General features: G+C 74.1%; 24 protein-coding genes. 19 read left to right on the forward strand and 5 right to left on the reverse strand.

The genetic code is table 11. From position 1 onward, the window contains the following. Window positions 1-35 precede the first annotated feature (35 nt). The 7 genes from ACWIX7_RS02970 to ACWIX7_RS03000 all read left to right on the forward strand — a co-directional run bounded on the left by ACWIX7_RS02970 (window position 36) and on the right by ACWIX7_RS03000 (window position 6,908). Window positions 36-1,001, forward strand: a complete 966-nt coding sequence (locus ACWIX7_RS02970; RefSeq protein WP_448620130.1) for a cyclase family protein — start codon at window positions 36-38, stop codon at window positions 999-1,001. A gap of 10 nt (window positions 1,002-1,011) precedes the next feature. Next, complete coding sequence (locus ACWIX7_RS02975; protein WP_448620131.1) at window positions 1,012-2,664, forward strand: AMP-binding protein; 1,653 nt, start codon at window positions 1,012-1,014, stop codon at window positions 2,662-2,664. A gap of 34 nt (window positions 2,665-2,698) precedes the next feature. Then, window positions 2,699-4,159 carry an amino acid permease gene (locus tag ACWIX7_RS02980; protein ID WP_448620132.1) on the forward strand — a complete coding sequence of 487 codons (1,461 nt, stop codon included), beginning with the start codon at window positions 2,699-2,701 and terminating at the stop codon, window positions 4,157-4,159. Window positions 4,160-4,184: 25 nt separating this feature from the next. Next, complete coding sequence (locus ACWIX7_RS02985; protein ID WP_448620133.1) at window positions 4,185-4,976, forward strand: phosphotransferase family protein; 792 nt, start codon at window positions 4,185-4,187, stop codon at window positions 4,974-4,976. 231 nt (window positions 4,977-5,207) lie between these two features. Next, window positions 5,208-5,633 carry a DUF6069 family protein gene (locus ACWIX7_RS02990; protein ID WP_448620134.1) on the forward strand — a complete coding sequence of 142 codons (426 nt, stop codon included), beginning with the start codon at window positions 5,208-5,210 and terminating at the stop codon, window positions 5,631-5,633. A 55-nt stretch (window positions 5,634-5,688) separates the two neighbouring features. Next, window positions 5,689-6,297 (forward strand): GPP34 family phosphoprotein, encoded by a 609-nt coding sequence (locus tag ACWIX7_RS02995; protein WP_448620135.1) that lies wholly within the window; start codon window positions 5,689-5,691, stop codon window positions 6,295-6,297. Window positions 6,298-6,407: 110 nt separating this feature from the next. Further along, the gene (locus tag ACWIX7_RS03000) at window positions 6,408-6,908 is read left to right on the forward strand and encodes a DUF2505 domain-containing protein (protein WP_448620136.1); all 501 of its coding nucleotides are present in this window, start codon (window positions 6,408-6,410) and stop codon (window positions 6,906-6,908) included. 66 nt (window positions 6,909-6,974) lie between these two features. Here the strand turns inward: ACWIX7_RS03000 and ACWIX7_RS03005 are convergent, their stop codons facing one another. Beyond that, window positions 6,975-7,553 carry a universal stress protein gene (locus tag ACWIX7_RS03005; RefSeq protein WP_448620137.1) on the reverse strand — a complete coding sequence of 193 codons (579 nt, stop codon included), beginning with the start codon at window positions 7,551-7,553 and terminating at the stop codon, window positions 6,975-6,977. A 154-nt stretch (window positions 7,554-7,707) separates the two neighbouring features. Between ACWIX7_RS03005 and ACWIX7_RS03010 the strand changes: the two genes are divergently transcribed. Genes ACWIX7_RS03010 through ACWIX7_RS03020 form a run of 3 tightly spaced genes read left to right on the forward strand, consistent with a single transcriptional unit; the run spans window position 7,708 to window position 9,653 of the window. Then, window positions 7,708-8,958 (forward strand): serine/threonine-protein kinase, encoded by a 1,251-nt coding sequence (locus ACWIX7_RS03010; RefSeq protein ID WP_448620138.1) that lies wholly within the window; start codon window positions 7,708-7,710, stop codon window positions 8,956-8,958. Between the two features lie 34 nt (window positions 8,959-8,992). Further along, window positions 8,993-9,118, forward strand: a complete 126-nt coding sequence (locus ACWIX7_RS03015) for a hypothetical protein (protein ID WP_448620139.1) — start codon at window positions 8,993-8,995, stop codon at window positions 9,116-9,118. Window positions 9,119-9,146: 28 nt separating this feature from the next. After that, on the forward strand, window positions 9,147-9,653 hold the full coding sequence (locus tag ACWIX7_RS03020; RefSeq protein WP_448620140.1) for a mycothiol transferase: 507 nt from the start codon (window positions 9,147-9,149) through the stop codon (window positions 9,651-9,653). A 169-nt stretch (window positions 9,654-9,822) separates the two neighbouring features. Here the strand turns inward: ACWIX7_RS03020 and ACWIX7_RS03025 are convergent, their stop codons facing one another. Continuing rightward, entirely contained in the window at window positions 9,823-10,860 is a 1,038-nt protein-coding gene (locus ACWIX7_RS03025; protein ID WP_448620141.1) for an ion channel, read from the reverse strand. 233 nt (window positions 10,861-11,093) lie between these two features. On the opposite strand from ACWIX7_RS03025, the gene ACWIX7_RS03030 reads away from it, so the two are divergent. The 3 genes from ACWIX7_RS03030 to ACWIX7_RS03040 all read left to right on the forward strand — a co-directional run bounded on the left by ACWIX7_RS03030 (window position 11,094) and on the right by ACWIX7_RS03040 (window position 17,021). Then, window positions 11,094-13,403, forward strand: coding sequence for an FHA domain-containing protein (locus tag ACWIX7_RS03030; RefSeq protein ID WP_448620142.1), 2,310 nt, complete (start codon window positions 11,094-11,096; stop codon window positions 13,401-13,403). Window positions 13,404-13,541: 138 nt separating this feature from the next. Then, on the forward strand, window positions 13,542-15,650 hold the full coding sequence (locus ACWIX7_RS03035; protein ID WP_448620143.1) for a DUF6777 domain-containing protein: 2,109 nt from the start codon (window positions 13,542-13,544) through the stop codon (window positions 15,648-15,650). Between the two features lie 183 nt (window positions 15,651-15,833). Then, window positions 15,834-17,021, forward strand: coding sequence for an acyl-CoA dehydrogenase family protein (locus ACWIX7_RS03040; protein WP_448620144.1), 1,188 nt, complete (start codon window positions 15,834-15,836; stop codon window positions 17,019-17,021). A gap of 28 nt (window positions 17,022-17,049) precedes the next feature. Here ACWIX7_RS03040 and ACWIX7_RS03045 read toward each other — a convergent pair whose 3' ends face one another. Next, a complete protein-coding gene (locus tag ACWIX7_RS03045; RefSeq protein ID WP_448620145.1) occupies window positions 17,050-17,310 on the reverse strand; it encodes a hypothetical protein in 261 nt (86 codons plus the stop codon). A gap of 129 nt (window positions 17,311-17,439) precedes the next feature. Here ACWIX7_RS03045 and ACWIX7_RS03050 point away from each other — a divergent pair, with 129 nt between their 5' ends. Next, the gene (locus ACWIX7_RS03050; RefSeq protein ID WP_448620146.1) at window positions 17,440-18,024 is read left to right on the forward strand and encodes a hemerythrin domain-containing protein; all 585 of its coding nucleotides are present in this window, start codon (window positions 17,440-17,442) and stop codon (window positions 18,022-18,024) included. Window positions 18,025-18,100: 76 nt separating this feature from the next. Next, entirely contained in the window at window positions 18,101-18,409 is a 309-nt protein-coding gene (locus ACWIX7_RS03055) for a hypothetical protein (protein ID WP_448620147.1), read from the forward strand. A gap of 3 nt (window positions 18,410-18,412) precedes the next feature. On the opposite strand, the gene ACWIX7_RS03060 is transcribed toward ACWIX7_RS03055, so the two are convergent. Then, window positions 18,413-18,865, reverse strand: a complete 453-nt coding sequence (locus tag ACWIX7_RS03060) for a MarR family winged helix-turn-helix transcriptional regulator (protein WP_448620148.1) — start codon at window positions 18,863-18,865, stop codon at window positions 18,413-18,415. 21 nt (window positions 18,866-18,886) lie between these two features. Here ACWIX7_RS03060 and ACWIX7_RS03065 point away from each other — a divergent pair, with 21 nt between their 5' ends. From ACWIX7_RS03065 to ACWIX7_RS03080, 4 genes are all read left to right on the forward strand, one after another. Further along, window positions 18,887-19,936 carry an ABC transporter substrate-binding protein gene (locus tag ACWIX7_RS03065; protein WP_448620149.1) on the forward strand — a complete coding sequence of 350 codons (1,050 nt, stop codon included), beginning with the start codon at window positions 18,887-18,889 and terminating at the stop codon, window positions 19,934-19,936. Between the two features lie 79 nt (window positions 19,937-20,015). Continuing rightward, window positions 20,016-21,443, forward strand: coding sequence for an APC family permease (locus ACWIX7_RS03070; RefSeq protein ID WP_448620150.1), 1,428 nt, complete (start codon window positions 20,016-20,018; stop codon window positions 21,441-21,443). A 73-nt stretch (window positions 21,444-21,516) separates the two neighbouring features. Further along, on the forward strand, window positions 21,517-22,554 hold the full coding sequence (locus ACWIX7_RS03075) for an acetamidase/formamidase family protein (RefSeq protein ID WP_448620151.1): 1,038 nt from the start codon (window positions 21,517-21,519) through the stop codon (window positions 22,552-22,554). 178 nt (window positions 22,555-22,732) lie between these two features. Then, a complete protein-coding gene (locus ACWIX7_RS03080; protein ID WP_448620152.1) occupies window positions 22,733-23,080 on the forward strand; it encodes an STAS domain-containing protein in 348 nt (115 codons plus the stop codon). Between the two features lie 6 nt (window positions 23,081-23,086). Here ACWIX7_RS03080 and ACWIX7_RS03085 read toward each other — a convergent pair whose 3' ends face one another. Continuing rightward, on the reverse strand, window positions 23,087-23,260 hold the full coding sequence (locus tag ACWIX7_RS03085) for a hypothetical protein (RefSeq protein ID WP_448622208.1): 174 nt from the start codon (window positions 23,258-23,260) through the stop codon (window positions 23,087-23,089). Window positions 23,261-23,309: the final 49 nt, after the last annotated feature.

Consider the following 23,309-nt stretch of genomic DNA (forward strand, 5'->3'; position numbering starts at 1 on the left):
ATCCCGGCGGCCCCTTCCCAGCCCAGGAGGTACCCGTGACCGACGCGCCCCCCGCCGTCCCCGCCCTCGACGACCTGCTCGCCGACGCGCCGACGAACTGGGGCAAGTGGGGCCCGGACGACGAGGTCGGCTCGCTGAACTACCTCGGCCCGGAGCAGGTGCTCGCCGCCGCCCGGCTGGTCCGCTCCGGCAAGGTCTTCACCCTGCAGCGGCTGATCGGCGACCCGAAGGGCGACCCGGTGTGGCCCGGGCGCACGCCCGCCGAGCGGACCCAGATCCTCGACGAGTCGACCTGGGACTCCCCCGACGCGCCGCAGTACCCCGGCGGCCTGCACTACGCCGACGACAAGATCAACGCCTTCCTCCAGGGCTCGACGCAGTACGACGGACTGGGCCACGTCTGGTACGGCGGCAAGATCTGGAACGGCTACGACGCCCGCACCACCATCGGCGGTCTGGACAAGGCCAGCGTCGAGCCGATCGCCCAGCGCGGCGTCGTCGGCCGGGCGGTGCTGCTCGACATGGCGCGCTTCCGGGGCAAGGAGACCCTCGACAAGGGCGAGACCTTCACGCACGAGGACCTGGTGGCCTGCGCGCAGGCGCAGGGCGTGGAGATCCAGAAGCGGGACATCCTGGTCATCCGGACCAACTTCCTGCAGCTGTTCTTCGAGCAGGGCGAGGCGTTCTACGAGGGCTTCAACGAGCCCGGCCTGGTCTACAGCCCCGAGCTCGTGCAGTGGTTCCAGGACATGGAGATCCCCAACCTGGTCACCGACACCATCGCCAACGAGGTGACCACCGACCCCAACACGGGGGTCGCCCTCGTCCTGCACAACGCGCTCATGCGCAACCTCGGCGTCACGCTCACCGAGATCGCCGACCTCGAGCAGCTGGCCGCCGACTGCGCCGAGGACGGGCAGTACGCCTTCCTCTACGTCGCCGCTCCGCTCAAGGTCGCCAAGGGCAGCGGCTCCCCCGTCAACCCCGTCGTCATCAAGTAGGGCTGCACCCGTGAGCGACTACGACGAACGGCCCTGGCTGGCGCGCTACGGCGACCAGCCCGCCGACTACGAGATCGAGTTCGACGACGCCCTGAGCATGTTCCGCGCGGGCCTGGCCCGGGACCCCTCGGGCGACGCGCTGCGCTACTTCGACGGCGCCGTCAGCCGCCGCGAGCTCGACGAGCTCAGCGACGCCCTGGCCAGCGGCCTGCTCGCCAACGGCTTCGCCCCCGGCGACCGGCTGGCCGTCTACCTGCAGAACGTCCCGCAGTTCGTCATCGCGATGGTGGCGGCCTGGAAGGCCGGCGGGATCATGGTCTCGATCAACCCGATGAGCCGGGCCCGCGAGCTCTCCTACCTGCTCGAGGACTCCGGGGCCACGGTCCTGGTGTCCCTGGAGTCGCTGTACGACCAGGTCGCCCGCGACGTCGTGCCCCACACCGACGTCCGGCTGGTGCTCACGACCAGCGAGCTGGAGTTCCAGACCCGCAACGACGAGCGGCTGTTCGCCGGGGTGAGCCGGCAGCGGCACGAGGGGACGACGGACCTCGGCGAGTTCCTGGCCGAGCACCGCGGGCAGACCCCGCCCCCGGTGCAGCTGGGCCCGGACGACGTCGCCTTCCTCACCTACACGTCGGGGACGACGGGGGTGCCCAAGGGCGCCATGAACACCCACCGCAACGTCGTCTTCACCGCGCAGGTCTACCGCGACTGGGTGCGCGCCGGGCGGGACGGCGCTGTCTTCGGCATCGCCCCGCTGTTCCACATCACCGGGCTGATCGGGCACATCGCGGTCAGCATGCTGGTGCCGGCTCCGCTGGTGCTGGCCTACCGGTTCGAGCCGCAGGTCGTCCTCGACGCCTTCCTCGAGCACCGGCCGGCGTTCACCATCGGCGCGATCACGGCGTTCAGCGCGCTGCTCAACGCACCCGGGGTCACCCGGGACCACTTCACGTCGTTCACGTCCATCTACTCCGGCGGCGCCCCCATCTCGCCGGCCGCCGAACGACGGTTCCTCGAGGCCACCGGCAAGCAGGTGCACAACGCCTACGGCCTGACCGAGACGACCTCGCCGATGACCGTCACGCCGTTCGGCTCGCCGTCCCCCGTCGACCCCGAGTCCGGCGCGCTGTCGGTCGGCGTCCCGGCGCCGAGCACGGTGGTGCGCATCCAGGACGACGACGGCAAGGACCTCCCGCTCGGCGAGGTCGGCGAGATCGTCGCCGAGGGGCCGCAGGTGGTGGCCGGCTACTGGGGCAAGCCGGAGGAGACCGCCGCCAACCTGCCCGGCGGCGCGCTCAAGAGCGGCGACGTGGGCTTCATGACCCCCGAAGGCTGGGTGTTCATCGTCGACCGCAAGAAGGACATGATCAACGCGTCGGGCTACAAGGTGTGGCCGCGCGAGGTCGAGGACGTCCTCGCCGAGCACCCGGCGGTCCGCGAGTCCGCGGTCGTCGGCGTCCCCGACGAGAAGCGCGGGGAGACGGTGCGGGCCTTCGTCAGCCTCGTGCCCGGCGCGAGCGCGACGCCCGAGGAGCTCATCGCGCACTGCAGGGAACGCATGGCGGCCTACAAGTACCCGCGCAGCGTCGTCCTCGTCGACGAGCTGCCCAAGACCGTCACCGGCAAGATCCTCCGCCGCGAGCTGCGGGGAGGTTCCTGACCGACCGTCCTGGTCCGACCGCGAGGGGAAACGCATGAGCACGCAGGCGGGGAAGTCGATCTGGCGGCGCATGCCGGTGGACCGGATGGACGAGATCGAGAAGGACAGCGGGGCCGGCGCACTGGCCAAGAGCCTCGGGCTCTGGCAGCTGACCGCGATCGGCGTCGGCGGCATCATCGGTGTCGGGATCTTCTCCCTCGCCGGGCTGGTGGCGGCCGGCGACGAGGACAACCCCGGGGTGGGGCCGGCCGTGCTCATCGCCTTCCTCATCGCCGGCCTGGCCTCCGCGGCCGCCGCGCTGTCCTACGCCGAGTTCGCCGGCATGATCCCGCGGGCCGGCTCGGCCTACACCTACGGGTACGTGGCCCTCGGCGAGATCATCGGGTGGTTCATCGGCTGGGACCTGCTCCTGGAGTACATCGCCATCGTCGCGGTCGTGGCGATCGGCATCTCCGGCTACCTCGAGGCCTTCCTCAACGGCTTCGGGGTCGCCCTGCCGGTGTCGGTCACCGCCTCCGCCGAGGAGGGCGGGATCGTCAACATCCCGGCCATCCTGATCTGCCTGCTGGTCACCTTCATCCTCAGCCGCGGCACGAAGGCCTTCGGCCGGTTCGAGCTCATCGCCGTGGCCATCAAGATCGTGCTGATCCTGTTCATCATCGGGCTGGGCGTCTTCTACATCAACGCCGAGAACTACGACCCGTTCCTGCCCGCCGGGTTCGGCCCGGTGCTCACCGGCGCGGCCACCGTCTTCTTCGCGGTCTTCGGCTACGACGCGATGAGCACCGCCGCCGAGGAGGCCGAGGACGGCAAGAAGCACATGCCCAAGGCGATCATCCTGTCGCTGGTCATCGCGATGACGCTCTACGTGGCCGCCACCCTGGTGCTCACCGGGATGCAGAACTACCAGGACATCGACCCGACCGCGGGCTTCGCCTCCGCCTTCACCAGCGTCGGCCTGCCGGTGATCGCCACGATCATCTCGGTGTTCGCCGTGCTGTCCATCCTGACCGTGATGCTGACCTTCCTGCTCGGCGTCACCCGCGTCTGGTTCTCCATGAGCCGCGACGGGCTGCTCCCCCCGTGGTTCGCCAAGGTCGACCGGACCGGCACCCCGCAGCGCGTGACCTGGATCGCCGGCGTGGCCTCCGCCCTGCTCGCCGGCGTCTTCCCGATCCGCGCCGTGGCGGACCTGACCAACATCGGCATCCTGTCGGCGTTCATCGTCGTGTGCGCCGCGGTCATCCTGTTCCGCTACACCCAGCCCGACACCCCCCGCTCCTTCCGGCTGCCTCTCATGCCCGTCGTCCCCGCGTTCGGGGTCCTCTCGTCGCTGTTCCTGATCTGGCAGCTGCCCTGGGAGACCTGGGCGCGCTTCGGGGTCTGGCTGCTCATCGGCTTCGCCATCTACTTCGCCTACGGCCGCAAGCACTCGCTGCTGAACCCGGACAGCCCGCACCACCGGCGCGCGATGCCCGCCCCACCCCGCGAGTGAGCGGAGCGGTCGGCGCACCGGGCCCGTGACCGGGCCCGCGGCGGCACGCGCCGCCGCAGCGCTCCGGAGGCACGCTCCCGAGCTCGCCGACCTGCCGCTCCGGGAGCTGGGCCGCGGGTTGGACAACACCGCCTTCACCGCCGGCGAGCTGGTCCTCCGGGTGGCCGACGGCTCGGACGTGCAGCGCGAGGCGGGCCTGCTGGACGTCCTCGCGCCGCGGCTGCCGCTGGCCGTCCCCGTCCCCGTGTTCGCCGACGGGGACGCCGGGGTCCTCGGCTACCGGTTGCTGCCGGGGCAGCCGCTGCTCGGCCGGACGCCTGCGCCGGGCACCGCCGCCGTGCTCGGCCGGTTCCTGCGCGACCTGCACGCCACCGACCCGGACGCGGTGCACGGGCTCGTCGACGAGGAGGACGCCGACCCCGCGGAGTGGCTGGCGGACCTCAACGGGCCCCCCGAGCTGCTGCGCGTGGTCCGGTCGAGCGTGCCGCGCCCGTCCGCACTGCGCGTGGTGGCCCACGCGGACCTCGGCGCCGAGCACCTCCTCGCCGACGGGACGGGCCTCACCGGCGTGATCGACTGGTCGGACTGCGCGATCACCGACCCGGCCCTGGACTTCGCCCGGATCCACCGCGACCTCGGGCCCGCCTTCCTCGCCGAGGCCCTGCAGGCGTACGGCGGCCTGCCCGACGCCGGCCCGCGGATCGAGTTCTTCGCGCGCTGCGCCGCCCTCGAGGACCTCGGGTACGGCCTGCGCACGGGCCGTGCGGAGTACGCCACGGCCGCCCGGCGCAGCCTCGCGTGGCTCTTCCCCGCATGAGCTCCCGGTCCACGGACTCCGCCCTCGTCGTCGACCTCGACGGCGTCCTGCGGACCCGGGACCGGCACCCCGTCCCGCACGTCGCGGCGTCCGGCCTGCTCCGGCTGGCCGACCGGTGGCAGCGGGGATGTCGTGGAGGAATCCCCGGCGACCGTGTCGATCCGGGCCGCGGCCGTTCGACGTCCTGGTGAGAGGCCGGTACCGAGCCGGTCGTTCCCCTCGGAGGACGTCATGACCGCCACGCTGACCACCACCGCCACCACCCGCCGCGGCACCGCCTCGATCGCCGGCGCCGGCCTGGCCGCCACGGCGGTCGCCGCCCTCGCGACCAGCACCGTCGCCGCCGCGGGCTCCGCCGCCGGCATCAGCCTCGACGTCAGCGGAGCGCCCATCCCGGTGTCCGGCTTCGCGGTGCTGACCGTCGTGTTCTCCCTGGTCGGCGTGGCGCTGGCCGCCGTGCTGGCCCGCCGCGCCCGCCGGCCGCGCAGCACCTTCGTGCGCACGACCGTGGTGCTCACCGCGCTGTCGCTGGTGCCCGACGTGGTCGCCGACGCCACGACCGAGACCCGGGTGCTGCTGATGGTCACCCATCTCGTCGCCGCGGCGATCGTCGTCCCGGCCGTCGCCCGTCGCCTGCCCACCGCCCACCGTGAGTGAGCGGTCGGCGGCACGGCCGCGCCCGTGCCGCCCCGGAGGACGACAGGATGCGCACGTGGACGACTGGGACGACTCGGTGTCGATGCGGCTGGCCGCCCTGGCGCTGGACGAGGGGCGGCTGACCGACGATCTGGTGACGGCGCTGGCGGTGCGCGGCACGCTGCTGGTCGACCTCGCGCTGCGCGGGCGGGTGCGGGACACCGAGGAAGCCGTCGAGTTCGACGACCCGCCCACCGGCTTCCCACCAGCCGACCGGCTGCTCGCGGAGGGGGCCGAGTCGCTCACCGACCTGCTCCGCCACGGCCCGGTCGACCAGGGGGACCTCGCCGCCGAGCACCTGCGGCGCGGGTCGTGGACGGTGCGCCGCCGGCTCCTGGGCACCCGCTACGACGACTCCCGGGCCGACCGCACGGCCGCCGACGAGCGGGCCCTCGAGGAGCCGCAGCGCTCGGGGTGGACTCCGGAGGACGCCGCCCTCGCCGCCGTCGCCGGCACCCTCGGCCTGCTGGCCACGCCGCGGGAGCGCGCCGGCGAGGAGCTGCTCGCGCACACCGGGCCGGTGCGCTGGCTGGTCGACCTGGTCGTCGAGGAGGTCGACCGGGCCATCACCCGGGGTCGGTCCATGCGGGGCGCGGTCGGCTTCGCCGACGGCTCCCCCGGCTGACCGCGGGCCGGGTCACCCGCTCGGCGGGACGACCGTCTCGGGGCCGGGAGGGCCGGGCGGCGGAACGACGCTCGACGGGCGCGGACGCGTGGGCCGTCGCAGGATGGCACGTGCCCATCGACCACACCGCCACGTTCCCGGCCGCCCCGGACGACGTCCTCGCCGTCCTCACCGACGAGGCCTTCCTCCGCGACTACGCGCGGGCCCTCGGCGCGCGGCTCGAGTCGGTGGAGAGCACCCCCGACAGCGGTAGCCCGCGCACCGCGCTGCAGCTCGTCGTCCCCACGCTGGGCGTCCCGGCGGTGTTCACCCGCTTCGTCGGCCGCGAGGTCACCGTCGCCGACCGGCGCAGCTGGACGACCGACGGCGACGGGGGGCACCGGGCCGTCCTGCAGGTCGAGTCCCGCATCTTCGGCCGGACCGCGGCGGTGCGCGGCGAGCGGCGGCTGCGGCCGACCGCCGAGGGCACCCGGTCGACGGTCACCGGGGAGGCGGAGGTCGACGCGCCGGTGGTCGGGCGGCAGGCCCAGGCGGCCGTCCGCGAACTGGCGATGGTCGTGCTGCGCCGTGAGGACGACGTGCTGCGCCGCTGGCTGGGCTCCCCGGACTGAAGAAGGACCTCCCTGCCCCCACACCACTCGCCAGCTCGCGGCGGGCCCCTGCAGGGAGGCCGTTCGTCAGGGGCCGGTGAAGTCGGCCGTGGCCCCCCGGAAACGCCTCCGCCGGGCCCGCACCCGCTCCCCGTCGTGGTGGCGCCGCAGGCGCAGCCGCTCCCGGTGGGACTCGGGCGAGTGGACGACGGTCACCGGACACGACGCGTGCAGGGCGCACTGCATGCTCGTCGACCCGAGCAGCATGCTGGAGAACCCGCCGTGCCCCCGGCTGCCGACCACCAGCAGGTCCGCGCCGGCCGACTCCCGGATGAGCGCGTCCGCCGCCGAGCCCAGGACGGCCGTCACGTGGATCTCCGGGTGTGGCTCCGGGATGTCGCGGAGCACCTCGGCGATGAACGTCTCGGCACGCTGCACCGCCTCGGCCTCGGCCTCGTCGTAGGAGAACTCACCGATCGCGTCGAAGTCCATCCACGCCTCGGGCGGGCGGTGCGAGATGACCGCCTCGACGGGCACGCCCCGGCGGACGGCGTCCTCGACGGCGAACCGCAACGCGGCCCGCGCTCCCGCCGAGCCGTCCACACCCACCACGACCCGTGGCCCTCGCGCCTGCGGCTGGTCGACGCGTTCGGCCTGCTCGGTCATGTCGGCCTCCTCGAGCCGGCCGGTCGAGGGCCCCGGTGCCCACGGACGACCGGCACCACCGAGCATGCGCGGCTCCCCCGGGGAGCGACAAGGCCCTCGGTTCCCGCGCGCGCTCGGGGGCGCAGCGACGCCCACCCCGGCGTACCGTCCGCCCATGACCGCGGAGCCTTCCGCCGACCGCCTGCTGGCCGGGCGTTACGCACTGCAGGAGGTCCTTGGCCGCGGCGGCATGGGCGTCGTCTGGCTGGCCACCGACCTGCGGCTGGATCGACCGGTGGCGGTCAAGGAGGTCACCTTCGCCCTCCACCTGTCCGACGAGGAGCGCCGGGTGCTGCGCGAGCGCACGCTGCGCGAGGCCCGCACCGCCGCCCGGCTGGACCACCCGTCGGTCACTGCGGTGTACGACGTGGTCGAGGAGGACGGGCGGCCGTGGCTGGTGATGGAGCACGTCGAGTCCTGCAGCCTCCAGCAGGTCATCGACGGCCAGGGCCCGCTGCCGTGGCCGGCGGTCGCCCGCATCGGGATGGACGTGCTGGCCGGGCTCACCGCCGCGCACGAGGCCGGGGTGGTGCACCGCGACGTCAAGCCGGCCAACGTGCTGGTCGCCCCCGACGGGCGGGCCTGCCTCACCGACTTCGGCATCGCGACCGTCACCGGCGACCCGACGCTGACCACCACCGGCGCGATCATCGGCTCGCCGTCCTACATGGCACCCGAGCGTGCCCACGGTGAGCGGCCGGGCCCGGCCGCGGACCTGTGGTCGCTCGGCGCGACGCTCTGGACCGCGGTGGAGGGGAGTCCGGCCTTCGCCCGTGGCGAGCCCATGGCCACGCTCATGGCCGTCGTCGCCGAGGATCCCCCGCCGCCGGCCCACGCCGGTCCGCTCGCGCCGGTGGTCCTCGGCCTGCTGGAGAAGGACCCGGCGCGGCGGATGACGGCCGAGCAGGCGCGCCGGGAGCTGCAGGCCGTGCTCGACGGGGCTCCCCGGACCGACCCCTGGTCGCCCGGGCCGACCCCGCTTCCGGCGGAGCCCGCGGCGGACGGCGCCCGGCTGGAGCGGATCGACGCCGCGGACCTCAAGGCGCTGGCGGCCGCGTCGGCGACCGCGCTCGGAGCGGTGGCCCGCGACGCCCGCGACCAGGCGCGGCACCTCGCCGAGCGGCGGCGGGAACGCAAGCGCCGGACGGGGACGTCGGAGGCGGCCGCTCCCCCGCCGGCGCCGCCCCCCGAGACACCGCCGCCTCCTGCTCCGCCGCCCGTCGCGACCCGGCCGAGGGAGCAGCGGCCGCGGCGGCGCCGGTTCCGCCGTCGCTGGGTCGTCGTCCCCGTGCTGCTGCTCGCGCTCGTGCTGCTCGCCGTGGCGGTCGGCGTCGTCGTCCTGGCCGGCAGCCTGCTCGGCTGGTGACGCGGATCGGCGCGTCCTGGGGCAGGCTCGGGCCATGACGACCCCGTCCGCCGAGACCCCGCAGCCCCGCGACATCGCCCTGGAGATGGAGACGCCCGAGCAGGCCGCCGACCTGGAGGCGCAGAGCGAGCCGTCGGAGGAGACCACGCCGGGTGAGTGACCGGCCGGCCCGCGGGTAGCGGTCGGCCATGCGCAGCCGCGACGTCCTCACCTACGCCTACGAGCAGGTCGAGGAGACGTTCACCCGCACCGTCGAGGGGCTGGAGCCCGACGACCTGAGCCGCCGGGTGCAGCCCGGCGCCAACCCGATCGGCTGGCTGGCCTGGCACCTGCTCCGGGTGCAGGACGACCACGTCGCGGACGTCGCCGGGACCGAGCAGGTGTGGACTGCCGAGGGCTGGGCCGGCCGCTTCGACCTCCCCGTGGACGACTCGGCGACCGGCTACGGGATGAGCGACGACGAGGTCGACGCCGTGCGGGTGCCCTCGGCGGACCTGCTGCTGGGCTACTCCCGCGCCGTGCACGCGCGGTCGGCGGAGTTCCTGCGCGGCCTCTCGGACGACGACCTCGACCGGGTCGTCGACACCCGCTGGGACCCGCCGGTCACCCTCGGCGTGCGGCTGGTCAGCGTGCTGTCCGACGACCTGCAGCACCTGGGTCAGGCCGCCTACGTGCGCGGCCTGCTGGGGCGCTGATGCCGCTCCACGCCGGTCGAGGCCTGCGGTGGCCCCCTGCAGGTCCCGCCGGCCCCGTCCCGGGTCCGGCCCCCTGCAGGACCCGCCGGCCCCGTCCCGAGGCTCGCGCCGAGCGTGCGAGGCGTGAGGAGGACGGGGTCCCCCATGGTGGGGGGCAGGGGGTCCTCCTTCAGCTGCCGGCGCGCAGCCGGGCATCGTCGATGCGCCGACCGGCGACGTAGTAGAGCGCCGTGCCCTCGGGCACCGGGGTGTCCCAGCCGGGGCTGACCACCAGTGGCCCGCCGTCGGAGCGCAGGGCCAGCACCGTGGCACCGAAGGTGCGCCCGAACCAGGTCTGGCAGTCGCCGAACGTGCGGTGCGCGAAACCGCTCGGGACGCGGGTCGAGTACGTGTTGCCGTGCCCCCCGCTGGTCATCAGGTCGCTGTAGACCTGCGCGATGCCGGGGTCGGTGGCCTCCTCGGTCAGCAGGAACGGCATGTGCCACTGCACCGCCTGGACCTCGGGGTGCACGTAGCGCAGCGTGTCCAGCCGGCCGAGGTCGCGGAGTGCGACGACCAGGTGGATCCGCGGGTTGGCGTGGGTGGCGGCGAGCGCGACGGCCAGGGCCTCGTTGTCGTCGCGGACGTCGACGACCGCCGTCCGGGCGCGGGCCACGCAGGCGCGGGCCATGACGTCCTCGGAGGTCAGGTCGCCGCGGACGAACTGCACGTCCAGCCGCTCGGGCAGCGGGTCCTCGGGGACGTCCTCGTCCCAGGCGCAGAGCACCACGCGCGCGCGGCCCTCAGCGGTCAGCTCGGCGACGATGCGCGCCGTCCGCCCCGGCGTGTAGCCGAGCAGGACGACGTGGTCGGCGAGGTCCAGCTCGACCAGCCCCCTCAGTCTCTTGCCCCTCACCGACTGCAGCGCGACGGACAGCTGCGTGAAGAGCAGGGTGAGCGTGACGATGCCGCCGACGATGACGTACACGCCGACGACGCGGCCGCCGGTCGAGGCCGGGTAGACGTCGCCGTAGCCCACGGTGGCCGCGGTGACGACGAAGTACCACCAGTAGGTGCCCGGCGAGGCGATGCCGGTCCCGGCCGGCTCGACCACGGCCATGGCCGCCCAGCTGGACAGGAAGACGACGAGCGCGACGGCCAGCGGCAGCCGCCACCCGGGCAACCTCACGCGCAGCAGGCGCGTCAGGCGCGCCAGCAGGAACGGCACCTGGGACCTCCCGACGACGACGACGCGGGCAACCTAGCGGACGTGATCACCGGTCGACCGCCCATCCGCGCCGCGGGTGCCGCCACGCGGTCGCGGGCGGGGATGCCGGGGCCACGTCCCGTCCGTGGCGAGCCCGACGACCTTGCGCTCCCGGTCGGCCGGGGAGTCTCATCGGTCCGCTCGGGCAGTGCGACCACCCACAGCCACCGCGTGGCCCCAGCACGGGAGTCGAGATGGACCGGGAGACGGTCGTCCGCGACTGGTCGATGCCCCTGGAGGTCCGCCTGGGGGAACGGCGCTGGGTCGTCCCCGTGGGCACGTCGCTCACGATCGGTCGCGACGACTCGTCCTCGATCCCCGTGGACGACGCCCAGGTGTCCCGGCACCACGCCACGGTCGACGCCACCGCCGAGGGATGGCTCCTCGTCGACCACAGCCACAACGGGGTGTTCCTCGACGGACGCCGGATGCCACAGGTGTTGATCACCACCACGACCGCCGTGGCGCTGGGCCACCCGGTCGCCGGGACCGTGCTCACCCTGGCCCCCGTCCGGGGTGGGTCGCGGCCAGGATCCGCGGCACCCACCCACGCCCCGAGGACCGGGGTGCACGACATCACCGGCTCCCGGATCACCGTCGGGCGGCTCCCGGAGAACGACGTCGTCATCCGCGACCTCCTCGTCTCCCGGCACCACGCCGTCCTCGAGTGCGTCGGCGGCAGGTGGCGCATCCGCGACGCGGGCAGCGCCAACGGCACGTACCTGAACGGACAGCGGGTCACCGGGACCGAGGGGGCCGAGGTCGTCGAGGGCGACCTGATCGGCATCGGACACGCGCTCCTCCACCTGTCCGGGGACCGGTTGGTGGCGTACCAGGACGAGGGGGACGTCGACATCGAGGCGGTGGACCTGGTCGTGACCCGCGACGGACGCCGCCTGCTCGACGACCTCGCCCTGCGGGTCGCCGGGCGCAGCCTGCTGGCGATCCTCGGGCCGAGCGGCTCGGGCAAGTCGACCCTGCTCGGCGCTCTGACCGGGACCCGACCGGCGGACGCGGGCGTGGTGCGGTACGGCGGACGAGACCTGTACGCAGACTACGACGAGGTGCGGCACCGCATCGGACTCGTCCCGCAGGACGACATCCTCCACCCGCAGCTGAGCGTGCTGCGCGCCCTGTCCCACGCTGCCCGCCTGCGCTTCCCCCCGGACGTGACGCGGCAGGAGCGCACCAGGCGCATCGAGGAGGTGCTGGAGGAGCTCGGCCTCACCCAGTGGGCGCACCAGCGGATCGACAGGCTCTCCGGCGGTCAGCGCAAGCGGACCAGTGTGGCGCTCGAGCTCCTCACCCGGCCCTCACTGCTGTTCCTCGACGAGCCCACGTCGGGACTCGACCCGGGGCTGGACAAGCAGGTGATGCAGACGTTGCGGGCGCTGGCGGACACGGGGCAGACCGTCGTCGTCGTCACCCACAGCGTCCTCAACCTGGAGGTCTGCGACCACCTCGTCGTCCTGGCGCCCGGTGGTCGGATGGCCTACGACGGTCCACCGGACCGGGTGTTGGAGTACTTCGGGGTCACGGACTTCGCCGAGGTGTTCCTGCTGCTGGAGCGCCAGGCATCGGTCGACTGGCACGACCGGCTGCGGCGCTCGGGCCTCCACCACCGGCTCTCCGGCCGGCCACCGGATCGGCCCCCCACCGCGACCGCTCCCCCGCCGAGGGGCTCGGCGCTCGTCCAGTACCGCGTGCTGACCCGACGCACGCTCGACGTCCTGCTGGCCGACCGCACGTACCTGGCGTTCCTCGGCCTCCTGCCGGTGTTGCTGAGCGGCCTGGCCCACACCATGACCGCGCCCCGAGGGCTCTCCGTCGCGGGGGCCAATCCGGTGCAGGCCCGTCAACTCCTGCTCGTGCTGATCCTGGGGGGCGCCCTGATGGGTACCGCCAGCTCGGTCCGGGAGCTGGTCAAGGAGCGCAGCATCTACCAGCGGGAGCGTGCGATCGGGCTGTCGCGAGTGGCGTACGTGGCGGCCAAGGTGACCGTGCTCGCGGTGGTGACGACCGTCCAGGCCGCGGCGTTCGCGGCGCTCGCGATGGTGGGGAGGCCCGGTCCGGACGGCGCGGTCCTGCTCCCCTGGGGCCGGCTGGAGGTCGCGCTCGCGGTCGTGGCGGTCACCGTCGCCTCCATGGTGGTGGGACTCGTCATCTCCGCGGTGATCAGCAACGCGGATCGTGGCATGCCCCTGCTCGTGGTGGTGGTCATGGTGCAGTTCATCCTGTCCGGCGGGTTGTTCGGCCTCGCAGGACGGACGGGGCTCGAGCAGCTCTCCTGGGCCGTCCCCTCGCGGTGGGCCTACGCCATGGGCGCGGTGACGATGGACCTGAGGGTGACCCAGCCGTCGACGGACGATCCGCTGTGGCGGCACAGCGCCACGACCTGGCTCGCGGACGTGCTCGTCCTGGGCGGCATGGTCCTCCTGCTGGTCGTCCTGGTGGGCGTGGTGCTGCGGCGCCACGAGCCACGTCGGCGCCGGCACCGGCGCTGAGCAGCCGGGAGCGCGGGTCCGTCCCGAGCGAGACGGCCGGGTCCGCCGACCCTGGACACGGTCCCGACGGCGGAGCCAGACTGGCCGCCCCGCGGACCAGCGGGTCAGCCAGCGCCTCCGACCCCCTGGACGGCGATCATGGTCGTGGAGCTCTTCGGCCCCTACGAACTCCGGGAACTCCTCGGCCGCGGGGGCATGGGTGAGGTCCACCGGGCATACGACACGGTGCGTCGACGGATGGTCGCCCTCAAGCGGCTGCGCCCGGAGTTCGTCGCTGACGAGCGTGCACGCGCGCGGTTCCTGTCGGAGTGCCGGCGGACCGCGCAGCTCACCGAGGCGCACGTGATCCCGATCCACGACTCCGGCGAGATCGAGGGTCGGCTCTACCTCGACATGCGGCTGGTCGACGGGAGGGACCTCGGGGAGGTGCTGGCGGCGCAGGGGCCGATGACACCCGTCCGCGCCGTCGCCGTCATCGGCCAGGTGGCGGCCGCGCTCGACGCGGCTCACGGGGCCGGCCTGGTGCACCGGGACGTGAAGCCGTCCAACGTCCTGCTCGCCGACGACGGCCACGGACCGCACTGCTACCTGGCGGACTTCGGGGTGGCCGCCGCCATGGGTGGCGGCGGATCGCGCACCACGACCGGGACGACGGTCGGGACCATCGACTACATCGCGCCCGAGCGGCTCCTCGGCGGCCCCACCGACCACCGGGTCGACGTCTACTCGCTGGCCTGCCTGGTGTACGAGACCCTCACGGGGCTCCCGCCGTTCCAGGCCGAGGAGATCGCCGCGTTGATGTACGCCCATCTGAGCCGGGAGCCACCGAGGGCGTCGGAGCGGGTGCCGACCGTCCCGGCGAGCCTCGATGAGGTCGTGGCACGCGGCATGGCCAAGGACCCGGACCGGCGCTACCAGAGCGCCGGTGAACTGGCCGCCGCCGCAGCAGCAGCCCTGCGCGGTCCCCGGGACACCCGCTCGGCCGCCGCGGTGACGGTGTCGGTGGACCTCCCCCCGCCGGCTCCTGCCGCCAGGGCGACCACCGGCGCGTCGGTCAGGAGGCCCCAGTCGGGTCGTCGGTCGCGACGCCTGGTGCCGCAGGTGCTCCTCGTCGCCCTCCTGGTCCTCGCAGCAGGAGCTGTCGCGGTGGGCGTCGACCTGCTGCAGTCCGTCGACGCCGTGCGGGTCGAGGCCGAGCCCGCGACCGCCACCGGCGAGGACCCGTTCGTGCCACCGGGTGCAGACGCGGCACGGGGGTCACCGGCGGCCCCTCCGTCCGTGGCGGGCGGCAGCAACCCCGCAGACGGACCGGCTCGCCCACCGGCGGACGTGCCCGTGTCCGGGGACACGCTGGGGCTGTACGGCGGCACGGGCGCCGAGGCCTGCGACTCCGGCGGGTTGGCGAGCTACCTCGAGGCGCACCCGGCCACGGCGGTGACCTGGGCCGGGGCACAGGGCATCCAGCGGGAGGACATCCGACCGTTCCTGGTGTCGCTCACCCCGGTCGTGCTCCGCGCCGACACCGCCGTCACCAACCACGGGCACCGCGACGGGCGGGCGAGGGCGTTCCAGTCCGTCCTGCAGGCCGGGACCGCGGTGCTGGTCGACGACCGCGGCGTGCCACGGGTGCGGTGTTCCTGCGGCAACCCGCTCGACGATCCCGCTCCGCGGAGCCGTGCGCGTTACGAGGGACAGACGTGGCCGGAGCTCGAGAGCCGGCCCGTGACCGTGGTCCGGCCGGCTCCCGCCGTCGTGGAGGACTTCGTCGTCGTCCGGCAGACACAGGACGGCACCGAGGCCGTCCAGCGGCCGCAGGGCAGTTCCGGCGACGAGGACGGACCGACCGATCCGGAGACGGTCCAGGTGGCCCTCGACTTCTCCCCCGAGGCGGCGGCCGACCGGACCGACCAGGAGTCGCACGCACCGACACCGGGGAGCGAGACGGGGACCGGCTCCCCCGCGTCGGCCACGCCCGCGACCACCGGGCCGGACGACGGGAGCCCGGTCGATCAGGACACGCCCCCCGCCGGCCCCAGCACCGAGGGGTCGCCCTCCGCTGCCGGCACCACCCCCGCCACCAGCACCACCCCCGAGGGGTCGCCTTCCGCCGCGAGCACCACACCTGCCGCCAGCACCACCTCCGACCAGGGGCCCACCGGCCAGGGCAGGCACCCCTCGGACGGCACGACCCTCGACGGCACGACCCTCGACGGCACGGTGCCCGACGGGTCGGCGCCCCCGGGGTAGCGCCGGAGCACCAGGTGTCGTGCGGGTCGGCCGGTGCGCCGCGGATCAGCCGACCGTGGGAGCAGCGCCGCGCTGGTCACGGGCTGCAGGAGACGACGCGCCCACCGCCGGGAGTCGTCCGCGCAGCGGGGACGGGGAGCGTGGGAGGGGCGGCGGGAGCCGCCCAGTCGTAGCGTCGGTGCCATGAGCGAGTCGAGCCCGGACTTCTACGACCTGGAGGAGCTCCTCGAACCGGAGGAGATCGAGATCCGCGACCGCGTGCGCGCCTTCTGCGATAAGGAGGTCACCCCGCGGATCAACGAGTACTGGGAGCGCGCCGAGTTCCCCTTCGAGCTGGTCCCCAAGCTCGCCGAGCTCGGCATCGCCGGCGGCACCATCGAGGGCTACGGCTGCCCGGGGATGAGCAACGTCTCCGCCGGGCTGGTAGCCGCGGAGCTCGCCCGCGCCGACGGCAGCGTCGGCACCTTCAACGGCGTGCACAGCTTCCTGGCCATGCAGTCGATCGCCATGCTCGGTGACGAGGAGCAGCGCGAGCGCTACCTGCCCGCCATGGCCCGGCTGGAGAAGGTCGGCGCCTTCGGCCTCACCGAGCCCGCCCACGGCTCGGACGCCGTCGGCCTGGAGACCTCCGTCCGCCGCGACGGCGACTCCCACGTGCTGAACGGGCAGAAGAAGTGGATCGGCAACGGCAGCATCGCCGACCACGTCCTCATCTGGGCCCGCGGTGAGGACGGCGCGGTCGGCGGCTACGTCGTCGACAAGGGGACGCCGGGCTACGAGGCCCGCGTGATGACCGGCAAGACGGCGCTGCGCGCGGTGTGGCAGGCCGAGATCACGCTGACCGACGTCCGGGTGCCCGCGGAGAACCGGCTGGCCAACTGCCACAGCTTCAAGGACGTCTCGAGGGTGCTCGACCGCACCCGCTACACCGTCGCCTGGCGGGCCCTCGGGCTGGCCACCGCCTCCTACGAGCTGGCACTGGCGCACGCGCTGCGCCGGGAGCAGTTCGGCCAACCGATCGCCGGCTACCAGCTGGTGCAGGACAAGCTGGCCCGGATGCTCGCCGAGATCACCGCGATGCAGCTGATGTGCTGGCGGCTGTCCAAGCTGGCCGACGCCGGCCGGATGACCGCGGCCATGGCGTCGCTGGCCAAGATGAACCACGCCGCCAAGGCCCGGGCCATCGTCGCCGACGCCCGCGACATCCTCGGCGGCGACGGGATCCTCATCGACCACCACGTGGCCCGCCACCACGCCGACATGGAGGCCGTCTTCACGTTCGAGGGCACCGACTCGGTGCAGGCGCTCATCGTGGGCCGGGAGATCACCGGGCTGTCGGCGATCAGCGGACGACGGCCCGAGCGCCGCTGACCGGGACGGGCAGGAGGTGCCGGCCCGCTCAGCCGACCCGGCTGAGCGGCCGCACCACCGACGTCAGCTCACGGCACTCCAGGCAGGCCGACCGGCCGACGCCGACGCGCCGCCAGTCCTGCGTGCCCCACACCTGCACGATCGCCCCGCAGACGGCGAGCTCCACCTCGCCGTCGAGCTCCGTCGGCGGCCGGTGGGCCTCGACGGCGTGCCACGGTCTGCTCTGCTCGGTCGGGCGCCCCGGGGACCAGCGGTCCGGCCGGGCGAATCCCACTGCATAGGACTGCACGATCGAGTTGTGCCCTGCCTCACACTGGCAAAACAACACGAACAGGTCACGGCGGACGGCGGCAGGGGGTGTGTCCGTCGCGACCGCGGGGAATCCGACAGGGGTCCCCGCAGCCCCGAGGAGCGAGCCGTGACCCAGACCGACAGCCAGCGCGACGTGGTGGACCTGCTCAGCGCCGACCACCGCGAGTTCGACCGCATCTTCACCGAGCTCGAGGGCCTGATCGGGCAGAGCGACCCCGACGTCCTGCGCCGCAAGCGCGAACTGGTCGACGAGGTGACCATCGGCCTCGTCAAGCACTCCGTCGCCGAGGAGACCCGCGTCTACCCGAAGGTCGAACAGCAGGTGGACCGCGAGGAGGCCGAGCACTCCAAGCACGAGCACGCCGAGGCCGAGGAGACCATGAAGCGGCTCGAGCGGATGGACCCCGGCGACCCGCAGTTCGACACCGAGGTGGCCACGCTGATCCGCGAGATCCGGCACCACGTCGAGCACGAGGAGGGCCGGATGTTCACCGAGCTGCGGGCGGCCTTCACGCGCGAGCAGCTGGTGGAGATGGCCGCGGACGTCGAGCGGGTCAAGGCCATGGCGCCCACCCGGCCGCACCCGATGACGCCGAACGAGGGCGCCGTCCGCACGGTCGCCGGGCCGCTCGCCAGCCTCATCGACCACCTGCGTGACGCGGTCAGCGGTCGCGGCAAGCGCGAGGGCTGAGCGCACCGGCTGAGGTCACCGGCGGCTCCTCGCGCGCGCTACCGTCGAGGGGTCGCGAGCGCAGAGGAGCACGTCGGTGGAACCTGTCAGTCTGCTGGTCGGTGCGGCCCTGCTCGCGGCCGGTTTCCTCGGCGGCCGGCTGAGCCGTCGGCGGCCCACTCCCCCTCCGGCGCCGCCCGCGCCGCTGTGCGGGTGCGGCCACACGCTCAGCCAGCACGACACCGAGACCAACACCTGCTACGCCGAGCTGCGGCGCGACACCTACGACAAGCGGGGCCGCTGGTCCGGGCACCAGTGGGTGCCGTGCACCTGCCGCCAGTACGTCGGTCCGCGCCCGATCGACGAGGTGTTCGTGCCGCGGCTGCTGCCGCCGGCCACCGACTAGGGCTCAGTCGCCGTCCTCCAGAGCGGCCAGCGCACGCGTCAGCGCGTCGACCCGCTCCGGGCCCCAGGCCCCCGCCAGCGCGGCCTCGTGCGCCTGCACCAGGCCCTCCAGCCGGACCAACCGGGTACGTCCGCGCGCGGACAGGTGGACCCGGACCCGACGCCCGTCGTCGGGATCGGGCAGCCGGTAGGCCTCGGCGGCGTCGACCAGCCCGTCGACCAGCCGGGTGAGCGTCGGGGCGGGCAGCGAGAGCGCGGCGCCGAGCTCGGTCATCGACCGGCCCGGCCCGGCGGCGAGGCACCGCAGCACCCGGTAGGCGTCGAGCGTGGCGCCGTCCTCGGCGAGCACCGCGGAGACGCCGCGGGCCACCCGCCGTTGGGTGACCGTCAGCAGTTCCACGAGGGAGGCACCGGGGGGCGCCGTCACCGGGGAGGTGGCCGGCGGCTCGACACCCATGGGCCGCACCATACTCAGACGGTGCCCGAACCGACGGTCCTGCTGGACGCCTGGGAGGCCGCTCTCCTCCCCCGCCGTCCGGACGTCGTGCGCGTCGGGCTGGCCGTGCCGCTCACCGGCCCCCTCGCCCTCACCGCCCCCTCCGCGCTGGACCTCGCCGGCCTCGCCGCGGACGAGACCAACGCCGCCGGCGGCGTGCGCGGCCGCGCCGTGGAGCTGGTCACCGTCGACTCCGGGCGACCGCCGCAGGCGGTCGCGGCGGAGGCCGCCACGCTGCACGACGCGGGCGCCTTCGACGTGCTCGTCGGCTTCCACACCAGCGCCGTGCACCGCGCGGTCGAGGCGGCGCTCGCCGGCCGGGTCCGGTACGTCTTCACGCCGCCCCACGAGGGCGGACGGCGCCGGCCCGGCGTGGTGCGGATCGGCTCCTCCCCGCGCACGCAGCACGCCGCCGCACTCGGCTGGCTGGTCCGGCACCGCCGGGCCCGGCGGTGGGCGCTCATCGGCAACGACTACGTCTGGCCCCAGGCCGTGCACCGTGCCGCGGCCGGGGTGCTGAGCGGCGCCGGCGCCGAGGTCGTCGGCCAGGCGCTGGCCCCCCTGGGCGTCGACGACCCCGGTGCGCTGCTGGACCTGGTGCGCCGCACCCGCGCCGACGCCGTCCTGCTGAGCCTCGTCGGCCGCGACCTGGTCACCTTCAACCGTGGGTTCGCCCGCGCGGGCCTCGACCGCCGGGTGGTCCGGCTGTCCGGCGCGCTGGAGGAGAACGGCCTCTACGCCGCCGGCGGCGACAGCACCGGCGAGCTGTACGCCTGCATGCCCTCCTTCGCCGCGGCCGACGGCACGGTCGACGGGCCGGACGACGAGGGGCAGCTCGCGCTGCAGGAGCGGCACGCGCGGCGGGCGGGACCGGCCGCGCCTGTGGTGTGCGCCTACGCCCGCGGCGTGTACGACGGGGTCCGCCTGGCCGTCACCCTCCTGGGGGACGGCGCGGCGCCCCACCCTGCTCCCGCCGTCCCCCGCCTTGCGCTCGCCGACGGGCTGGCCTTCCGCGGGGTGCGCACCGGCTGACCCGGTACTGCTTCCATCTGGAAACAACAGGGGCCTACTCTCTCCCCGCCCGGCCCGGAGCCGGAGGAGAGGAGTGGGCGTGAGCGACCCCAGCAGCACGACGAACACGACAGGCGGCCCGGCCGGCGCGACCGGCGACCGGAGCGTCGAGGCCTTCGGCTACCGCCAGGAGCTCAAGCGCTCGCTGAGCTTCACCGACCTGCTGGTCTACGGCTTGATCTTCATGGTGCCGATCGCGCCGTTCGGCATCTTCGGCAGCGTCTTCCAGGGCTCGGGCGGCATGGTCGCCCTGGCCTACGCCATCGGCGGGCTCGCCATGGCCTTCACCGCGGCGTCCTACTCGCAGATGTCGCGGGCCTTCCCGATGGCCGGCTCGGTCTACACCTACGCCGGTCGCGGCATCGCCCAGCCGGTGGGCTTCATCGCCGGCTGGATGATCCTGCTCGACTACGTGCTCGTCCCCGCGCTGCTCTACCTCATCGCCGCGATCGCCATGAACTCGATCCTGACGACCGTCCCGGTGTGGGTGTGGCTGGTCGGCTTCGTCGTCCTCAACACCGTCGTCAACTACTTCGGCATCGAGTTCACCGCGCGCGTCAACAAGGTCATGCTCGTCGCCGAGCTGGTCGTGCTGGCGATCTTCCTGGTCATCGGGATCGTCGCGCTGGCCTCGGGCGAGGGCCGCGGCTTCGACTTCTCGCCGATCTACAACAGCGACACGTTCTCGCTGGAGCTGGTCTTCGGCGCGGTGTCGATCGCGGTGCTGAGCTTCCTCGGCTTCGACGGCATCTCCACGCTGGCCGAGGAGAACCGGGAGTCGGCGCGCTCGATCGGCAAGGCGATGATCGCCGCGCTGGCCCTGGCCGGGACGCTGTTCATCGTCCAGACCTGGGTCGCCGCGCTGCTGGTGCCCGACCCCGACACGCTCATCGCCGAGGGCGACGCCGCCGGGACGGCGTTCTACGACGCCGCAGCGGTCGCCGGCGGGGCCTGGCTGTCGACGCTCACCGCGGTCGCCACGGCGGTCGCGTGGGGTTTCGCGAACTCGCTGGTGGCGCAGGCGGCCACCTCCCGCCTGCTGTTCGCCATGGCCCGCGACCGGCAGCTGCCCGGTTTCCTGCGCAAGGTGCACCCGACGCGCCGGGTCCCGGTCAACGCCACGTTCCTCGTGGCAGCCGTCTCCCTGGTGCTCGGCCTCTACATGACCACGCGCGAGGACGGCATCACCCTGCTCTCGACGCTGGTCAACTTCGGCGCGCTGTCGGCGTTCCTGCTGCTGCACGTCTCGGTCGTCGTCCACTTCGTGGTCCGGCAGAAGAGCCGGAACTGGTGGCTGCACCTCGCGGTCCCGGTCATCGGGTTCGCGATCCTCGCCTACGTCGTCTACAACGCGCAGGTCGCCGCGCAGGAGCTCGGCTTCGTGTGGCTGGTGGCCGGCCTGGTCCTGATGGGCGTGCTCGTGGCCACCGGTCGCAAGCCGGAGATCCGTGCGGAGGACGGCCTGTGACCGAGCTGGCGAGGTCACCGATCAGCACAGCACGGCCCGGCATCGGGCCGACGAGCGCCGGCGAGGAGGAGCGATGACGGCGTCCCTGGAGGTCGTGACCGTCGCGGCGACGGCTGACGAGCTGCGCTACACCTTCGGCGGCGGCGAGCCGCTGGTCACCGTCGCGCCCGGCAGCGTCGTCGAGCTGACCACCGAGGACTGCTTCGGCGGGCGGGTGCGCGGGGTCGGCGACCTGCCCAGCCAGGTGTGCGAGTTCCCCCACCTCAACCCGGTCACCGGGCCGATCGCGGTCGAGGGCGCCGAGCCCGGGGACACCCTCGCGGTGCACCTGGTCGAGATCGCCCCCGCCCGCGACTGGGCGGTGTCCTCGACGTTCCCGCACTTCGGCGCGCTGACCACCACCCACTCGACGGCGATGCTGCACGAGGCGCTGGAGGAGCGCGTCTGGGTCTACGAGGTCGACCGGGAACGGGGCACGTGCCTGTTCCGGCCGCACCGCGGCGGCCCGGAGGTCGAGCTCCCGCTGGACCCGATGCACGGCACGATCGGGGTCGCGCCCGCGGGCGGCGAGGTCTTCGCCAGCATCACCCCGGGCACGCACGGCGGGAACATGGACACCCCCGAGGCCCGGGCGGGGACGACGCTGTACCTCGGCGTCAACGCCCCCGGTGGGCTGCTCTCGATCGGCGACGGGCACTGCCGGCAGGGCGAGGGCGAGGTGTGCGGCACCGCCGTCGAGGCGGCGATGCGCACGGTCGTCGTCGTCGACCTGGTCAAGGGCGGGACGCCGGGCGGGACACCCCCGGCATGGCCGCGGCTGGAGACCGACGAGCACCTCATGTCGACTGGCTCGGTCCGGCCGCTGGAGGACGCCTTCCGGATCAGCCAGCACGACCTGGTCACCTGGGCGGCCGAGCTCACCGGCTGGGACACACTCGACGCCCTGCAGCTGGTCAGCCAGGCCGGCCTGGCGCCCGCCGGCAACGTCGTCGACACCAACTACACGATGGTGGCGAAGCTGCCCAAGCGGTTCCTGCCCGGTGCCGTCGCGGTCGACGGTGTGCACGACCGCCTGCGGGAGACCGCCGCGGCCTACCTGGCGCAGCGCTGACGCACCTGCGGGGAGCCCGGGCACGGGTTCCCCGCAGGCGCACCGAGGTCGAGGATCCGTTGTCGAGACGAGGTCGTTCCGGTTATGCTGCCTGCGGGTCCAAACGCCGGCCCGTCGCTCGTCCCGCAGCACGGTCGCCGGTTCCCGCCGCCTCGTGCACGCCTCCCGAGGTGATCGCTTGTCCCTCCCGCCGCTTCCCCCGGCCGGAGCCCTCCTCCTCATCGACATCGACGTCGCCGCCGGTCGCCTGACGGCGACCGGCCGGCTGGACTCCCGCACCGTCGGCGCGCTGCACTCGGCGGTGTCCGCCCTGCTGCTGACCGAGCAGCGGCGGTGGGTCCTCGACGTCGCCGCGGTCACCGTGGCCGACCACACCGGGCTGCGCGCCATCGGCGCGGCCTACCGCCGCCTGCTGCGGCACGACCGGCGGCTGACGCTGTGCGGCGCCTCCCCCGAGCTGCAGCGGGTGCTCACCCGGCTGCGCCTCGGCCGCCACCTGCTGGACGACGAGCGCGTGCCCGCCTGAGCGGAGCTAAGCGGGCACGCGCTCGTCGCCGGTCGCCCCGCGTCGCACCGGCCGGCCGGCCGACGCGGTCCGGGCGGGGACGACGGCTCCGCGCCGGCTACCGACCCGCGCGACGGCGTCGGTGCACAGCAGGTCCACGCCCAGCCGGGCCAGCCGGGTGGACTCCTCGGGCTCGTCCACGATGCCGCGGCGACCGCCAGGCCCATCGCGTGCAGGTCGGCGACCACGC

This window comes from Geodermatophilus sp. URMC 65 (genome assembly GCF_053502545.1).

Bases quoted from the DNA above. Each gene is read 5' to 3' on its own strand.
- ACWIX7_RS02980 (WP_448620132.1), top strand. From the start codon at position 2,699: ATGAGCACGCAGGCGGGGAAGTCGATCTGGCGGCGCATGCCGGTGGAC.
- ACWIX7_RS02990 (WP_448620134.1), top strand. From the start codon at position 5,208: ATGACCGCCACGCTGACCACCACCGCCACCACCCGCCGCGGCACCGCC.
- ACWIX7_RS03005 (WP_448620137.1), bottom strand. From the start codon at position 7,553: ATGACCGAGCAGGCCGAACGCGTCGACCAGCCGCAGGCGCGAGGGCCA.
- ACWIX7_RS03010 (WP_448620138.1), top strand. From the start codon at position 7,708: ATGACCGCGGAGCCTTCCGCCGACCGCCTGCTGGCCGGGCGTTACGCA.
- ACWIX7_RS03015 (WP_448620139.1), top strand. From the start codon at position 8,993: ATGACGACCCCGTCCGCCGAGACCCCGCAGCCCCGCGACATCGCCCTG.
- ACWIX7_RS03020 (WP_448620140.1), top strand. From the start codon at position 9,147: ATGCGCAGCCGCGACGTCCTCACCTACGCCTACGAGCAGGTCGAGGAG.
- ACWIX7_RS03030 (WP_448620142.1), top strand. From the start codon at position 11,094: ATGGACCGGGAGACGGTCGTCCGCGACTGGTCGATGCCCCTGGAGGTC.
- ACWIX7_RS03035 (WP_448620143.1), top strand. From the start codon at position 13,542: ATGGTCGTGGAGCTCTTCGGCCCCTACGAACTCCGGGAACTCCTCGGC.
- ACWIX7_RS03040 (WP_448620144.1), top strand. From the start codon at position 15,834: ATGAGCGAGTCGAGCCCGGACTTCTACGACCTGGAGGAGCTCCTCGAA.
- ACWIX7_RS03060 (WP_448620148.1), bottom strand. From the start codon at position 18,865: ATGGGTGTCGAGCCGCCGGCCACCTCCCCGGTGACGGCGCCCCCCGGT.
- ACWIX7_RS03075 (WP_448620151.1), top strand. From the start codon at position 21,517: ATGACGGCGTCCCTGGAGGTCGTGACCGTCGCGGCGACGGCTGACGAG.